The organism is Shewanella sp. Sh95 (assembly GCF_001308045.1).
Classification (GTDB): domain Bacteria; phylum Pseudomonadota; class Gammaproteobacteria; order Enterobacterales; family Shewanellaceae; genus Shewanella; species Shewanella xiamenensis.
In genome coordinates, this window is the sequence record NZ_LGYY01000239.1 from 1 (window position 1) to 16,057 (window position 16,057).

Annotated in this window: 10 protein-coding genes and 1 pseudogene; 6 read left to right on the plus strand and 5 right to left on the minus strand. The window is 45.7% G+C overall.

Going from position 1 to position 16,057, the window contains the following annotated elements:
- Positions 1-177 precede the first annotated feature (177 nt).
- From AEA42_RS18360 to AEA42_RS18370, 3 genes are all read left to right on the plus strand, one after another.
- Positions 178-393 (plus strand): hypothetical protein, encoded by a 216-nt coding sequence (locus AEA42_RS18360; RefSeq protein ID WP_037425540.1) that lies wholly within the window; start codon positions 178-180, stop codon positions 391-393.
- 48 nt (positions 394-441) lie between these two features.
- Positions 442-2,181 (plus strand): GGDEF domain-containing protein, encoded by a 1,740-nt coding sequence (locus AEA42_RS18365; RefSeq protein WP_055648492.1) that lies wholly within the window; start codon positions 442-444, stop codon positions 2,179-2,181.
- Between the two features lie 223 nt (positions 2,182-2,404).
- Positions 2,405-4,174 carry a monovalent cation:proton antiporter-2 (CPA2) family protein gene (locus AEA42_RS18370; protein WP_037416000.1) on the plus strand — a complete coding sequence of 590 codons (1,770 nt, stop codon included), beginning with the start codon at positions 2,405-2,407 and terminating at the stop codon, positions 4,172-4,174.
- Between the two features lie 68 nt (positions 4,175-4,242).
- Here AEA42_RS18370 and AEA42_RS18375 read toward each other — a convergent pair.
- Positions 4,243-6,710: pseudogene (locus AEA42_RS18375) on the minus strand (TonB-dependent receptor).
- A gap of 835 nt (positions 6,711-7,545) precedes the next feature.
- On the opposite strand from AEA42_RS18375, the gene aceB reads away from it, so the two are divergent.
- The 3 genes from aceB to AEA42_RS18390 all read left to right on the plus strand — a co-directional run bounded on the left by aceB (position 7,546) and on the right by AEA42_RS18390 (position 11,395).
- Entirely contained in the window at positions 7,546-9,195 is a 1,650-nt protein-coding gene (gene aceB, locus AEA42_RS18380) for a malate synthase A (RefSeq protein WP_055648493.1), read from the plus strand.
- A 134-nt stretch (positions 9,196-9,329) separates the two neighbouring features.
- Positions 9,330-10,652, plus strand: a complete 1,323-nt coding sequence (gene aceA, locus AEA42_RS18385; RefSeq protein WP_037416008.1) for an isocitrate lyase — start codon at positions 9,330-9,332, stop codon at positions 10,650-10,652.
- Positions 10,653-11,026: 374 nt separating this feature from the next.
- On the plus strand, positions 11,027-11,395 hold the full coding sequence (locus AEA42_RS18390) for a hotdog domain-containing protein (protein ID WP_037416011.1): 369 nt from the start codon (positions 11,027-11,029) through the stop codon (positions 11,393-11,395).
- Between the two features lie 37 nt (positions 11,396-11,432).
- On the opposite strand, the gene AEA42_RS18395 is transcribed toward AEA42_RS18390, so the two are convergent.
- The 4 genes from AEA42_RS18395 to yiaY all read right to left on the minus strand — a co-directional run bounded on the left by AEA42_RS18395 (position 11,433) and on the right by yiaY (position 15,926).
- Positions 11,433-11,645, minus strand: a complete 213-nt coding sequence (locus tag AEA42_RS18395) for a hypothetical protein (RefSeq protein WP_037416014.1) — start codon at positions 11,643-11,645, stop codon at positions 11,433-11,435.
- Between the two features lie 74 nt (positions 11,646-11,719).
- The gene (locus AEA42_RS18400; RefSeq protein ID WP_055648494.1) at positions 11,720-13,018 is read right to left on the minus strand and encodes an NAD(P)/FAD-dependent oxidoreductase; all 1,299 of its coding nucleotides are present in this window, start codon (positions 13,016-13,018) and stop codon (positions 11,720-11,722) included.
- A 702-nt stretch (positions 13,019-13,720) separates the two neighbouring features.
- Positions 13,721-14,092 carry a hypothetical protein gene (locus AEA42_RS18405; RefSeq protein ID WP_037416019.1) on the minus strand — a complete coding sequence of 124 codons (372 nt, stop codon included), beginning with the start codon at positions 14,090-14,092 and terminating at the stop codon, positions 13,721-13,723.
- Positions 14,093-14,777: 685 nt separating this feature from the next.
- Positions 14,778-15,926 (minus strand): L-threonine dehydrogenase, encoded by a 1,149-nt coding sequence (gene yiaY, locus AEA42_RS18410; protein WP_037416021.1) that lies wholly within the window; start codon positions 15,924-15,926, stop codon positions 14,778-14,780.
- Positions 15,927-16,057 lie beyond the last annotated feature (131 nt).

Here is a 16,057-nt window from a genome sequence, read left to right on the forward strand (position 1 = left end):
TTGGAGGTACTCAGGCGGCCTGATTATCAAATCACGGAGAAAGAATTGCTGGCGGCCTGGGTATTATTCGCCAATCAGTTGCTCAAATATGGCTATGCTATGGCTGATTTATGAGGGGATCCTTCAGAGTTAAGTCTTTCTAGAGTCGCTATTATTTAAGCTAATAAAGGAATAAGCATGTCTGCATTATCGGATTTTTTTACCCAACTCAGTCAAGATGCGCTGTTAATGGAAGACTATAAACAGAATCCAGAGGCAGTGATGCGTGCCCATGGGTTAACTGATGTAGAAATTAATGCTGTAATGACTGGTGATATGGAAAAGCTCAAAACATTAAGTGGTGATAGTAGCTATCAATCTTACCTTGTTATTTCACATGGTAATGGTGATTAATTGAAGTTTTTTAGTGTTTTCATTTTGGCAATCTTGAGCATACTTTGTATGCCCTTGATTGCTTCAACTACAAATTATGATGAAACGCTAACTAAGATTGAAACATTACAACATTCTGACTTACCTGCTGCTATAAACCTAATTAAAACAATTGAATCTGAATTTGGTTCTATGTCTCGCTTACAGCAGGGACGAGTTTTGCTCTTTAAAGGTGCAGCTTCTATTTATTCAGGACAATATCAAACTGCTATTGAGTTGTTGGGCCAAGCAGAAGCCTTACTCAAAGACTCGGAAATGTTATTTTCTGCATATAGTTATGAGGCAACAGCCTATATTGCTCTGCATCATTTCAATGATGCATTTAAAGTGATGGGAAAGAGTCTTGGGCTAATTGACCGAATTGATGATATTAACCTTAAGCGCGCTTCATATTTGCGTTTGGCTAGTTTATATACTGCGATGGGGGTCACTGAAGAGGTTGCTAAATATGCAGCTAAAGCGCTTGCTCTCGCCTCTCCAAGTGATGTTAAAGATGTTTGTATATCTAAACTATATTTATCCGTTCATCAGTTAGAGTTAAAGTCTTATTCGCAAGCATTTGATGAATTTAAGTCTACTCGTAGTTATTGTGAATCCAGTGGTTACCCACTAATTGCGAATATTGCATTAAAAGGTATGGGAGAATCGAGTCTTAGATTGAATGAGCCACAGCTTGCTATCTCTTACTTATTAGATTCTCTAAAGGGGTATGAATCATTTAATTTTGAGCTGGAGATTAATAGCGTACATGAGTTGCTAAGTGAAGCTTATTTGTTGTTGCAAGATTCTACGAAAGCTGAGTTACATGCTCAATATGTTATGAATCTTGTGGATGATTCTAGCAATACAGAGCTTAAGCACGGTGCATCACGTGTACTTGCTAAGATTTATGCTCAAAAACAGCAATTTGAACAAGCCTATGAATACTCCAGAAAAGAGCAACATTATAATCAACTGATTTTTGATGAGTCGAGGATGAAAACCCTTGCTTATCAGGCGGCTAAGTTTAATGCCGATGAGCAGGCGCGTGAAATCAACTTGCTGAATAAAGAGCGTGAACTTTATATCGCCCAGCAAACGGTAAAGGAGCGTGAGTACACTAATATGCTGATGTTTATCACGATATTAGTTGGCGGGCTGTTTTTCCTCGCGATTTTGTTAGTCGTGGGCAATTTGCAAAAACGGCGTTTTATGCGCATGGCCAGAATGGATGCATTGACGGGCGTGCTTAACCGTGGTGCAGGGCAAGATCTTGGCGAAAATCTGTTTGTGCAAGCCGCTGCCCGAGGGGGCGATTTTTGCGTGATTTTATTCGACTTAGATCATTTTAAACGGATTAATGATTCCTACGGCCATGGTACGGGTGACTGGGCGCTGAAAAAAGTCGTGGAAGTATTAAAACCCCATGTGCGCAATGGTGATGTGTTTGCCCGGATTGGCGGTGAGGAATTTGCACTATTCTTGCCTTACGCCAGTGAATCTAAGGGGATGGAAGTTGCCGAACAATGCCGAAGCCGAATTGAAGCCATTGATACGCATCTGTCGGGGCATAAATTTACTATCACCGCGAGCTTTGGGGTCAGCGGCATGACAACAGAAGACTTAAGCCTAGACCCTCTACTACACCGTGCCGATATGGCACTGTATGCCGCAAAATCCAATGGTCGTAACAGTGTATTCTGTTATGAGGACGCTTTAGCCTCCGATAAACGCGCCACCAATATTACCAGCCAGTTGGTAAGGCCGTAGGGGGTAGAGTTGTATTGTCTGTGTAACTGACTGTTTAGGTTAATGTAACGCGGTTTTCTTCTTTCGCTTTTTCGCTTATTTCTTGCGTTTTCTCGATGATTTTTAGGTCAATTTTTCACACTTTTTCCTGCATAACTAGAGTATGATTGCCAGCGGTAGCCGAAGCTTTTTCGCTTAAGGTCATACCCCTATTTTTGCCTTTCGCTAACATTGTGGAGCCCTAATGGAAGAGTCGAGTCTGCTCACTTCTGTACTGTTATTTTTATTGGCCGCGGTGATTTTTGTACCCTTGGGCAAACGTTTTGGCGCAGGACCTATTCTGTCTTACCTCGCTGCTGGGGTGATTTTAGGGCCTGGCGGCATGGCGCTGGTGTCTGATCCCGCCGCCGTGCTGCATTTTGCCGAGCTGGGTGTGGTACTGATGCTGTTTGTGCTCGGGCTTGAACTCAATCCGAGCAAGTTATGGGAGCTGCGCAGCGCCATCTTTGGTCTCGGTAGTGGTCAGTTACTCCTTTCTTGGGCGGCAATTGGCGGTTTAGCTTGGGGATTTGGCTTATCCATTGAGGCAGCATTAGTGGTTGGCGCGGCGTTATCCTTGTCATCGACGGCTTTTGCGGTGCAGTTGATGAGCGAACATAGACTACTGACCACCCCGCTGGGCCGCGATGCCTTTGGGGTGTTGTTAATGCAAGATCTCGCCGTGATCCCCATGTTGCTATTAACCGCTTACCTTGCGCCTAATTCGGCCCAGATTGAGCACCATGCGGTGCCTTGGTATTGGACCTGTGTGGCCTTAGTGGGCTTTGTGTTGGTGGGCAAATATCTGTTGCCGCGGTTACTTAAACTTGTTGCCAGTAGCGGCGTTCGTGAGGTGTTAACCGCCTTTGCATTATTGCTGGTCATGGGCAGCGCTGAATTGATGGAGTGGCTGGGGCTATCGGCGGGTATGGGGGCATTTTTAGCTGGGATTATGCTGGCGAACTCCAGCTACCGACATCAGCTCGAAACCGATATCGAGCCTTTTAAGGGCTTACTGCTTGGGCTGTTTTTTATGGCGGTCGGCATGAGTATGGATCTCAAGCTGTTTTTAACCGATCCCTTACTTATCCTCGCGATTTTGCTGGGCATGCTGCTGATTAAGACCCTAGTGCTAATGCTCCTTGGCCGTTTACGACACCATACATGGCGCCCGAGTATTGCCCTAGGACTTATCTTGGCTGAGGGCGGTGAGTTTGCCTTTGTGCTGTTATCGCAGGCGCAATTATCCAGCATAGTGGATGATAAAATCGCCCAAATCTTAGTGCTCGCCATCGGTTTATCCATGGCCGTCACGCCGATGATTTTCACGCTTTTTAGAGCCACTAAACCTAAGGTGGTGGATACACGTTTGCCCGATACCATTAATGTGACTGAATCTGAGGTGGTGATCGCCGGATTTGGGCGGGTAGGGCAGATCACTGGGCGGATTTTAGCGTCATCGGGCATTCCGTTTGTGGCGTTAGATAAGGATGCCAGCCATGTGGATGTGATCCGCAAATACGGTGGTGAGGTCTATTTTGGTGATGCAAGACGCTTAGATATGTTGATGTCTGCGGGGATTGCACGCTCGCGCCTGTTGCTGCTGGCCGTTGATAATGTTGAGGATTCGATTGAAATTGCCCAGCAGGTGAAAACCCATTTCCCCCATATCAATATTGTCGCTCGGGCACGTGACCGTAACCACGCCTATCGATTAATGAGCCTTGGGGTGACCGATGTGTTCCGTGAAACCTTTGGTTCGGCTTTGTCTGCCAGTGAGAAGATTTTGCAGGGCTTAGGTTTATCACAGGTGCAGGCCAATGAAAGGGTGAAGATTTTTGCCGAGCACGATAAAAAGCTGGTTATTGCCAGTGCAGCCCATCAACATGATTTAGCCAAGCTGATTGATTTATCCAATAAGGGGAAAGCTGAGTTGGAGTCGCTGATGCGTGGCGACCGGGAGAATGTCAGTTAAGTCTGCTGGCTAAAACAAACAAGAGAGCCGATGGGCTCTCTTGTTGTTTATCGGCTTAAGGAAACAGCTTAGAAGCTGTAGCTATATTGCAGCTTCACATTACGCTCTTCGCCTGGCATACCACCGAGGAACATCGCCTTGCTGTAATAATCTTTATTGAATAGGTTGTTGATATTCAATTGTAACTTCCAAGAGTCGGTGGCGTAGCTGATGGCAGAGTCCACTAAGGTATAGCTCGGCACATATCCATCAGGGATGCCAAAGTCTGTTGAGTGCGTGCTTCTATCATCCACATACTTGGCGCCTAAACTCAGCTCAATGGGGCTGGATAAGGCAAACCAGTCTGCACCATAGGTCACCCAAGCACTGGCGGTCACATAGGGTACCCCTTTTTGGCGGCTGTTGTAGGTTAAACTATTTGGGTTTTGTTTATCCCTTGCATCTTGGTACATGCCATTAAAGTTAACTCGCCACTGATCATTTAGCTGGGCATTAAGATCTAACTCGACCCCTTGGGTATCTTCGCTGCCATCGTAAAAGTACACGGGTACCTCGGCACCAGATACGCCAGCGTTATAGTCTGGGTTGTTGTAAGGCACATTAGTGCGTGAGCTTTTAAAGAACACCAATGATGCTAGCATCTGATCATCAAAGGCTTTAAAGCGCATACCGAGATCGTTACTGACGGATTCTGAGTCTTCGCGGTCGGTATTTTCCCCAGTGATTGAGCCTAAAATGCTATAGGCGGTGCGGCCCTTTGAGTGATTGACGAAAAACGATAAATCATCAATGGGCATATAGGTTAAGCCCAAGTTGTAGGTGACACCATTATCTTTACTATCTTCCTCAGGGGTTGGGCTCGTTTGACTCGCGCTGTAGCGCTCATCCAAGCCTAAGTGCTCATAACTCTGTTTGATTTCGTTAAAGGCCACGCCAACACGGGTGGTAAAGCCATAACCTAAATAACCCACATGTTGCACGCCTAAGCCCCAAGCGCTGACTTTTTTGTTGTAGTTGGCGGTTTTGAGTGGATCGTAGTCGGCAAATTTACCCGTTCCCCAGTTTGGATTACGGATATCGTAAATATAGGGTAGCGAACCACGGTAAATCACTTCGCCTTGTTTGTTTTTAATGACTTGATCTGCATCGTAAATTGAGAATTGCTCGAGGCGAATATCGCGGTCTTCGTAGTTAGCGTTCACCAGTAATTCGTTGTCGATATTGCCGATTTGGAAGTCGTAACGTAGATCAGCAAAATACTGCCATGAGGTTTCTTCGGCATCGAGTTGGCGGTATTCCTGACGTCTGGCGGCAAAGGGATAGAGCACGCCATTTTCAACCAGTGGCGCGCGGGGATCCTGGTTAATCACATCAGTCGATACGCCACCAATCTTGATGTTTCGCTTCCAGTACACATAGTTGTAAGCCCCTGTTTGACGGGCAAAACCTGTGGTGTAGTCGCGATATTGCAACTGCTGATTGAGGAACAGATTATCGGTAAAGTAGATATTGTGGGTTAGCTTGAATCTTAATTCTTCACCTTCATTATCCTTTGCCATGGGAGAAATTAATCCCGCGTCACCAAAGGAATAGGGAGTTAAGCCATCACCACTTGCGAGTGATGCCGCCAATTGCTGACGCTGCTCGTCGGTTAGTTGTATGCCCAGCCCTTTAGGATCGTTTATCAAATCTTGCCAAGTGACTTCGCCAGCGGTTTTGCCACCGACAGAATCGGCATTGTAGATACGGATTGGATGGCCGATGGAGTCAACGGCAATGGCGTCTTTGATATACGCGCCGGATAGCATCAGATCTTGGCTATCACTTAATACCCATTTGAGTGAGCCGAACACTTCATCACGGTCGGCGCCTAAATCACGGTAGCCTTCACTGCGGGCGGTTTTGGCGACTAAGCGGTACGCAAGATCATCGGTAATTCCACCCGTGCTGTCGATGGCGAGCGAGTAGGTATCCCACTGGCCAACTTCTGTGGTGATTTTGTGTTTGGATTCAAATTGCGGTTTCTTTTCAATCAGGTTGATCACGCCGCCCGCGCTACCCATGCCATAGAGTCCAGTCGCTGGCCCTTTTAAAACCTCAACCGATTCCACATTGGTTAGGGAGCGAGTGGGGTTAAAGTATTGCCAAGGCCGGCACCGCCATACATGCCGTCATAGGTGTAGTTTGCGCCTAGGCCGCGAATCACTAAGTTATCCCCAATGCCGTAGTTATTGCCCGCTTGAGTCACCCCGCTGATATTGCGAATTAAGTCCTGCAGATTGTCGACTCCTTGGCTGTTAATCAGCTCCTGGTCAACGATAACAACCGCCGCAGGGGTTTCCATCAAGGACATATCTGACTTAGTCGCAAGTCCTGAGTTTTTCACAACGGAGTTTTGTCTGCCGTATACCGTTATACGTTCGATGTTTTCATCGCGAGCAGAAGGTGTGTCATCGGCAAAAGCGGTATGTGGTAAAGCACTGAGGCAGGCGAGTGCAATAAGTGATAAACGAAATATAGGTGGTGATACTGACATATAAATTTCCCCCAAACAGAATGGTCGCGAATGATAATGATTTTCATAACCATTGCAACCTTTGATTGATAGGTCTTGGGAGTTAAATGTTTGTCATCTTTACGTATGATTAACGGTTTGTGGATTAATCCTGTGGTGAGTTTTGCCGCCACTAGGCGCGTAACTTGAAGCAACTCTTAGCCAGATTTCTAATTTGTTTCATTTTTTTTATAAAAAAGTGATTTATTTTTTGGGTTAACCACATCGACTCGGCTTTTTGATCGAGAAACATAACCCGTGATCCCTATCACTCTCACCCTATCCTAATGACTGTTTACGTAAACGTAATATTTAAACGAGTGTTTAAATTTATGTGGTGTTTCAATTTTGTTAACTTGTTATTTTTATTAGTTTTACTCGCTTTCCTTAAGGTGGAGTTCAAAACGCTGTCTGTTTTCTACTTAGGTCGAATAAGGTAAAAGTGGTGTATATATTAATTTTCATTATGTAATTTAATTACGTATAAAATTACAATGCGCTTAAAGTGGTAAAGTTGTCAGACAAATTTCACCACTACCAAAATAGTAATTATCGCTTTAATGTAAAGTAATTTTAAATCATATGTTTATACTTTAAAAGTCACTTTGGTCAGACCAATTTTGTCACGGTTTTTGGTCAAATTTTTTAGCTGTCATGACACTTTTGGATAGTTGCAAATACAAATGTTTGTCTGTAAGTTTTGGTTCTAAACGAACATTTGAATGTTTTGCGGTGAATGTTTGTACATGTTACCCATGTCTTTACTGGTAATGAGTCGTAAACGAGCAAGAGTTTTGCCTCTTGGGAGGGTGAGAAGATGACGGAACAAACTTTAAGTGAGCAGCAATTGAATTCGGCACAGAATAAGACCACTGCGAATGGCACGCTGACCATAGTGGGAAATACTATCCCTGGCCAAGAAGTGATTTTTACCGAAGGTGCGCTGGCGTTGCTTGAGTCACTTTGCCGGGAATTTGCAGCTGAAGTGCCCACCTTACTCGCCAAACGTAAAGACAGACAGACGCGTATCGATAAAGGGGCTTTGCCAGACTTTTTACCTGAAACTCGCGCTATTCGTGACGGCGCATGGAAGATCCGCGGTATTCCGAACGACCTACTTGACCGCCGTGTCGAAATCACCGGTCCCGTTGAACGCAAGATGGTGATCAATGCACTCAATGCCAATGCCAAAGTTTTTATGGCGGATTTTGAAGACTCTTTAGCACCGAGCTGGCAAAAAGTAGTGGAAGGTCAGATTAACCTGCGTGATGCCGTGCGCGGTGAGATTGAGTACACAGCACCTGAAACCGGTAAACACTACAAGTTAGGCCCAAATCCTGCGGTATTAATCTGCCGTGTGCGTGGCCTGCACTTAAAAGAGAAGCACGTTGAATTTAACCAGCAGTCCATTCCCGGCGCGTTATTCGATTTTGCAATGTACTTTTACCATAACTATCGCCAATTGCTGGCGAAGGGCAGTGGTCCTTACTTCTATATTCCTAAACTCGAGAGCCATATCGAAGCGCGTTGGTGGGCAAAAGTGTTTGCTTTTGTTGAGGAAAGATTCTGCCTGCAGCCTGGCACCATCAAATGTACTTGTTTGATTGAGACCTTACCCGCGGTGTTTGAAATGGACGAAATTCTCTATGAATTACGTTCAAACATCGTCGCACTAAACTGTGGTCGTTGGGACTATATCTTTAGTTATATCAAAACATTAAAGCGCCATAGCGACCGCGTGTTACCTGACCGCCAAGCGGTGACTATGGATACGCCTTTCTTAAGTGCCTATTCAAGACTGCTGATCAAAACCTGCCATAAACGTGGCGCATTGGCGATGGGAGGTATGGCGGCCTTTATTCCGGCGAAGGATCCTGTACAGAACGAAGCCGTGTTGCAACGGGTGCGTAAGGACAAAGAGCTTGAGGCTCGCAATGGACACGATGGTACTTGGGTCGCTCACCCTGGTCTTGCGGATACGGCGATGGGGATTTTTAACGAATATATCGGCCAAGATCATCAAAACCAATTGCATATCACCCGTGATGTGGATGCACCGATCCTGGCCGCTGAGTTATTAAAGCCCTGTGATGGGGAGCGCACTGAGCAAGGGATGCGCCTGAATATTCGTATTGCACTGCAATACCTTGAAGCGTGGATCAGTGGCAATGGCTGTGTACCGATTTACGGATTAATGGAAGATGCGGCAACGGCTGAAATCTCCCGCGCCTCGATTTGGCAATGGATCCAACATGGCAAGTCACTCTCCAACGGCAAACCCGTCACGAAACAATTGTTTAAAGACATGCTGGTGGAAGAGTTAGCAAACGTGAAAAAAGAAGTGGGCAGTGACAGATTCACCCACGGCAAATTTACTCAAGCGGCGGTATTGCTTGAGGATATTACCACTTCGGATGAGTTGGTCGACTTCTTAACCTTACCCGGTTACGAGATGCTAACTGCTTAATTATAAATGCGTTAACACTTAATGCGTCCTATGGAATGCGTTATGGCGGTGAAACCGTCAATTAAACCAATGGGCAGGGTGACGCGGTGGGGCAGCGTCACTTGCTACAACATCATACAGAAAGGAGTGACACTATGACTAAGGCAACACAGACTTCACGTCAGGCGCAGATTGACGCGATCAAAAAAGATTGGGCAGAGAATCCACGTTGGAAAAATGTTCGTCGCCCATACACTGCAGAAGAAGTCGTGGCTCTTCGTGGTTCTATCGTACCCGAAAACACCATTGCCAAACGCGGTGCCGCTAAACTGTGGGATTTAGTCAACGGTGGCGCAAAAAAAGGTTATGTGAATTCGTTAGGTGCACTGACTGGCGGTCAAGCTGTACAGCAAGCCAAAGCCGGTATCGAAGCGATTTATCTGTCAGGTTGGCAAGTGGCGGCCGACGCTAACTTAGCGGGCACTATGTACCCAGACCAATCTTTATACCCAGCTAACTCGGTTCCAGCGGTCGTTTCACGTATTAACAACTCTTTCCGCCGTGCCGACCAAATCCAGTGGAGCAATGGGGTTAATCCGGAAGATGAAAACTTTGTCGATTATTTCCTACCCATTATTGCCGATGCGGAAGCCGGTTTTGGTGGCGTACTGAATGCGTTCGAATTGATGAAGTCAATGATCGACGCAGGCGCCGCCGGTGTGCACTTTGAAGACCAATTAGCGTCAGTGAAAAAGTGTGGCCATATGGGCGGTAAAGTATTAGTGCCAACCCAAGAAGCGGTACAAAAACTGGTTGCAGCACGTCTGGCTGCCGACGTGAGCGGTGTTGAAACCTTAGTTATCGCTCGTACCGATGCGAACGCGGCGGATTTATTGACCTCTGATTGCGATCCGTACGATCGTGACTTTGTGACTGGCGAGCGTACCAATGAAGGTTTTTATCGCGTTAACGCAGGTCTCGACCAAGCGATTTCTCGCGGTCTAGCCTACGCACCTTATGCGGATTTAATTTGGTGTGAAACCGCTAAACCTGACTTAGAAGAAGCACGCCGCTTTGCTGAGGCAATCCATGCTCAGTACCCAGACCAATTACTGGCCTACAACTGTTCACCTTCGTTCAACTGGAAGAAAAATCTGGACGATGCAACGATTGCCCGTTTCCAACAAGCGCTATCAGACATGGGCTACAAGTACCAGTTCATCACCTTAGCGGGTATCCACAACATGTGGTACAACATGTTTGACCTAGCTTACGACTACGCTCGTGGTGAAGGTATGAAGCATTATGTTGAGAAAGTTCAAGAAGTTGAGTTTGCGGCAGCGAAGAAAGGTTACACCTTCGTGGCGCATCAACAGGAAGTGGGCACAGGTTATTTCGACCAAGTGACTACGGTTATCCAAGGTGGTCATTCATCAGTGACTGCGCTGACTGGCTCGACTGAAGAAGAGCAGTTTTAAGCGAAGTCTGTTGTATCGCGAATAGGTTCTACCCGTAAGATGTTGTACCCGTAAACCCTGTGTTTAGCTGCATTGCAGCTGTTGTCCCCCGTGCAGTTCGCCTACATGTGCTGCACGGGTTTTTAAGTCAACTCTTGTGACTTAACTTCCCACCCAGTCAATACTTTGCTTGCCTGTGCTTGGCGACTCTCTGAGTCGCTATTTTTTTATCTAACTTATTATTCTGGTGCAACTCTGACTCGAGTTGGTGCAATTTTTTAACCGTTTTACAAAGACTTAATGCTATCTCATTGTTATTCAATGGCTATTTATCTTGGCCTAAATAATGCTGTGAATTGGCCGTAAAACTTAGCATTCACAGTGAGGTCACCGTCATGAAATATTACAGTCGTCGTTTAGTCAAACCTGAACATTTAAATCCTGCAAATACCCTATTTGGCGGCCAGTTATTGAGTTGGATTGACGAGGAGGCGGCTATCTTTGCTGCATGCCAGATGAAAAGCACCAGCCATGTGACTAAGCTGATTTCTGAAATCAATTTTATGACGCCGGCGCGCCAAGGGGATGTGTTGGAATTTGGTTTGGAGCTTGTCAGTCTTGGGCACAGTTCCATTACGGTCAGTTGCCAAGTGCGTAATAAGATGACGCAGGCGCCAGTGGTGAGTATTGATAAGATGGTGTTTGTAAATGTGAATTCGCAGGGATTACCGGTTCCCCATGGTATTCGTGCTAATGCGGCCTAAGGATTGAGCCCCGATAAAACAGAGTGACGCACGGGCGTCACTCTGAGTCTTTAGTAAGATCTTCTTTGACCGATTTCACCGCATCTCTTGAAGCATGACCAATGGCTTTGGTGGTGTCGCGGGTGGCGTGACCAATCTCTTTAGTGACATCCTTAGTGGTGGTGCCGATAGCGCGCCCCGCATCCTTTAAATCGGCGCAGGCTGTGGTGGCTAGTAGCAGTGGCAGTATGAGGAGTGTAGCTTTTTTCATGGTTATTCATCCTGAAAACTAACGGTTGCCTCGCAAGATACCAAATAGTTACGTAAAACGCCTTAATAATCTTGCTAATGCAATTTGAGATGGGGATGAATAATGCGACTAATACCTTTAGCAAACATTAAAAGGCTGCCTTTTACCACACCGTGCAGTTCAATTAAATGTCGCCGATAGAGAGAAGTGTAAACAAAGCGAGCGATTTTACCTTCGACCATCACTCCACCGCCGATAAATGACAGCAAGTTGCCCACGGTATGAAACTTCGACAAGTTAACAAGCGACCCCAGATCTTTATAAACATACAGATGACGGGCGTCTTGTCCTGCAAGCAGTAGCATAATATTGTCGGCCGTCATGAGTGCCATTTGCCGTGCTGATTGCCCCCTTGGTGGAACAAAAGTACCGTTGGGTTGTGGGCAAGCTGCACAGTCACCAATTGCAAAAATATGCGGATCGCGGCTGGTTTGCATATTCTGTTTTACCACCAACTGGTTGATATGGTTGGTTTCTAGTCCACCAATTTCCTTCAGAAAATCCGGTGCCTTTACCCCTGTAGACCAGATCACTAAATCGGCGGGGATCATCTGCCCATCTGTTGTGGTCAGCCCCGTTTCATCCACCTGATTAATGCGTGTTTCAGTCATGACCTTAACGCCGAGCGCGGCTAATTCTTTGGTCACTGAGTCTGAAATTTCGCGCTTTTCTACTTTAGGTAAAATCCGTTTATCAGCTTCAATGAGGGTGACCTCCAAAAGACGTGAATCGATGTTATAGCCAAATCCGCGCAACTGATCCACGGCATGGTGCATTTCCGCAGACATTTCTACTCCAGTGGCCCCTGCACCTACAACAGCAATTTTAATTTTATCGGCCAGCAGGCTATGGCTGGCATAACGGAGAAACTTATTCAGCAAAATTTTGCGGATTGCCATTGCTTGCTCTGTATTATCAAGAAATTGGCAATGTTCACGTACGCCTGGAATGTTAAAGTCATTAGCGATACTGCCAATGGCGACCACTAAATAGTCATAATCAATATGACGAGATGGGAGTAGTACATCACCTTTATCATCACAAATCGCAGACAGCACTACTTGTTTGTTTTGTCTATCGATATCCGTCATAGCGCCCTGTTGAAAGTGATAGCCATGGGCGGCTGCATGGCTTCGATAGCTTATAGCGTCGATACCAACATCGAGTGCGCCAGTCGCAACCTCATGCAGTAGTGGCTTCCAAATATGGCTTTCAGCACAATCGATTAACGTTATCTTTGCTTTTCCTTTGCGCCCCAGTTTGTGGCCTAATTTAGTCGCAATCTCCATCCCGCCAGCACCACCACCTACGATAACAATGTTTGCTATAGCCATGCCGTTTATTCCTATTCGTTGTGTTGTTAGATTGTGCAGAGGGTAAGGTTGTGAAACAAAATATTAACCTTAGCTTTATGTCTCAAGCAATGAGGCCATATGTTGGGAAGTGAGTCAGGAATAATTATTATTTATTGATTTTATTAGTCTTATTTTTTATGGGTGTTGAATGTATGATTATGCTGATCGCAAATTGTGATATGTGTCGTGTCACTTTTTGGTGAAATGTGCGCTGGCTCACCTGTTTGTGGTGGGGAGTTCTTTGAACTGAAACGCTTTATGCCGCTTGTGAGCACCATCGTCATCAGTTAACTAAATCCTAGGGCGCATTGATGTATCGAGATTACATTTCATTCCGACAAGCTAGTGCTCGCGAAACGAAGAATAATGCGTAGTTATTCTACTCAAATGACATGCGGTAATGACAGAAAGTAAGAGCATGTGCTTGTCTGACGAACTCTTCGGGCAGCGTTTCTGCTGCGTTATTGTCCGTTTATGTAGGATGACTACAAGCACGGATTTTGCCTTGTATAAACACCGGCCAAATTGCTCCAAAAAACTGAAACGTCAACACGCCCTAGGCATGAGATCACCATTGCTTGCTGCAGCTTTGACTAAAGTACTTAACAAAAAGGCCAAACGTTGGTTTGGCCTTTGGGATAATTGGGCATTTGACGCTACATGCCCACGGCGAATGGTGTTCTATGCCTGTTCTAGCTTGGCCAAACGTTGCTGATAGTCTTGGATTAGGTGCTGCATAATTTCTTCTGGTGCGGCCTTGTCGCAACAGGTATCGAGGAAAATTTTAAAGGTGACGAGCGCATGACCATCATTTTTAAGTCTATCGCTTTGCATCGAAAAATAGGCTTCTTCATTTTCGGCTTTGCGGACGACAAACTTACTGGTTTCAAAGGATTTAGTGCCTGAGAGTTCATGCCATTTGGTGATACGGTTTAATGCAATTTCACTCGATTGGTTTAATTCAATGTGGTTTAACCAACTTGCGGTATGTTCGGGATCTTTGTAATGCGGACATCTAACTGTGTAGTTATATACATGAGTAATTGCTGTCATAGCGTACCTACCTGTAGAGGATGTTGCTGCCATCATAGGCATCGTTTTTGAATTCGGTCAATCATTAATTACGCTGATACCGTCCTAGATAAATCACCGTTTTTACAAGTGTTTTTATATAAAAATGAGCGAGTTAATTTATTTGCCATAGCTGTTATTTAGCATGAGTTTTTCACGAATAACTTTGGGCTATCTCTCAGTTTTGCACTCAAATTCGTTTTTGCTTAACTACTGCGCAATAAAGCACCAATTAATGATAGGTATAAAAATGTTTTGATGAGTATGCTATTTAACATTAGCAAAATTTGAGGGAAGTGCATGGTTGATGAGGGCTTGAATGGACAGAGGCCCGTTCCTTAAAACGGGCCTCTCAGCTGGCTTCATCTTTTGCAGGGAAAAAGCGAACTGGAACCAGTCTAGCGGATTTGTAACAGCATGTAACCCACCAAGATCACGTTTTTGCGCTATTTGATGGAATTTTCGATCTGCGCGATCTCAATTGCCGAAGATTAAGGCGTTACGGCGGTTTTTGCTGTGATGATGTGGTGTTAAAGGTGTCTTTGATGCATAAAAAGAAAGGCCCAAACAAGGGAACTTGTTTGGGCCGATTCTATGTCGTTAGCTTGCGCTAGCCGAACAACATCCTGTCAATTGGCGCGCTGATAGGCGTTAGAGCTTGTATGACTTATAACGCATTCGTGAAGATCTGGCAGATCTCTTCATGGGTTGCCTGTTTAGGGTTAGTGAAACCACAGGCATCCTTCAAGGCGTTTTCAGCCAGCGTTGGAATATCTTCCGCTTTAACCCCGAGTAACGTCAGGTTTTCTGGAATATTTACCGCAACGGATAGGGCTTTAATCGCGGTGATTGCAGCCGCAGCACCTTGCTCATCCGTCATATTGGCAACATCGACACCCATCGCTTTGGCGATATCTTTTAAGCGATGCGGTACCACTTTAGCGTTGTATTCTTGCACATGGGGTAATAAGAGGGCGTTACACACACCGTGGGGCAGATCGTAGAAACCGCCTAATTGGTGCGCCATGGCATGCACATAACCTAAGCTGGCGTTGTTAAAGGCCATACCCGCTAAGAATTGCGCATAGGCCATCTGCTCACGGGCTTCAATATCTTGGCCTTGTTTTACCGCATTCACTAAGTTGCCTTGGATAAGTTCAATGGCTTTAATGGCGCAGGCATCGGTAATTGGGTTCGCAGCGATAGACACATAGGCTTCAACCGCGTGGGTCAGCGCGTCCATGCCCGTTGCAGCAGTGAGGCTTGCTGGTTTTTTCAGCATCAGCTCTGGGTCATTCACAGACAGTAATGGGGTGGTGTGTTTATCGACAATTGCCATTTTGATATGGCGAGCTTCGTCAGTGATGATACAAAAACGGGTCATTTCACTGGCGGTGCCGGCGGTGGTGTTAATGGCTACTAATGGCAGTTGTGGCTTAGCGGATTGGTCTAAGCCTTCGTAGTCTTTGATGCTGCCACCGTTGGTTGCCACAAGAGCGATACCTTTAGCGCAATCATGTGGTGAGCCGCCACCGAGTGAAATCACAAAATCGCATTGATTGGCTTTTAACAGCGCAAGACCGGCTTCAACGTTCCCGACGGTTGGGTTAGGTTGTACGCCATCAAACACGGTTGAGGTAATACCATTTTGGCCGAGTTTTTCGACCACTTCACCGACTAGACCAATATTGACTAAAGGTTTATCCGTCACAATTAGCGCGTGTTTAAAGCCTAAGGTTTTGATATCACCAATAGCATCATCTACTGCGCCTTTGCCTAATACGTTGACGGAAGGAATAAAAAATTTAGCAGCCATATATCCGACTTTCCGCACCTGATTTAGGAATAAATTTGCCGATACCGTTCGCCTAACACGTCGAGAATGATCTGCTGGTCCACTGTGAGTCCTGTGACTTGAGGTGGCGCCTCTCCCAACTGGTACTCGTG

Excerpts from the sequence above, each read along its gene's own strand:
- yiaY (WP_037416021.1), bottom strand. The coding sequence starts at position 15,926 with ATGGCTGCTAAATTTTTTATTCCTTCCGTCAACGTATTAGGCAAAGGC.
- AEA42_RS18370 (WP_037416000.1), top strand. The coding sequence starts at position 2,405 with ATGGAAGAGTCGAGTCTGCTCACTTCTGTACTGTTATTTTTATTGGCC.
- AEA42_RS18390 (WP_037416011.1), top strand. The coding sequence starts at position 11,027 with ATGAAATATTACAGTCGTCGTTTAGTCAAACCTGAACATTTAAATCCT.
- AEA42_RS18365 (WP_055648492.1), top strand. The coding sequence starts at position 442 with ATGCCCTTGATTGCTTCAACTACAAATTATGATGAAACGCTAACTAAG.
- aceB (WP_055648493.1), top strand. The coding sequence starts at position 7,546 with ATGACGGAACAAACTTTAAGTGAGCAGCAATTGAATTCGGCACAGAAT.
- AEA42_RS18400 (WP_055648494.1), bottom strand. The coding sequence starts at position 13,018 with ATGGCTATAGCAAACATTGTTATCGTAGGTGGTGGTGCTGGCGGGATG.
- AEA42_RS18395 (WP_037416014.1), bottom strand. The coding sequence starts at position 11,645 with ATGAAAAAAGCTACACTCCTCATACTGCCACTGCTACTAGCCACCACA.
- AEA42_RS18360 (WP_037425540.1), top strand. The coding sequence starts at position 178 with ATGTCTGCATTATCGGATTTTTTTACCCAACTCAGTCAAGATGCGCTG.
- aceA (WP_037416008.1), top strand. The coding sequence starts at position 9,330 with ATGACTAAGGCAACACAGACTTCACGTCAGGCGCAGATTGACGCGATC.
- AEA42_RS18405 (WP_037416019.1), bottom strand. The coding sequence starts at position 14,092 with ATGACAGCAATTACTCATGTATATAACTACACAGTTAGATGTCCGCAT.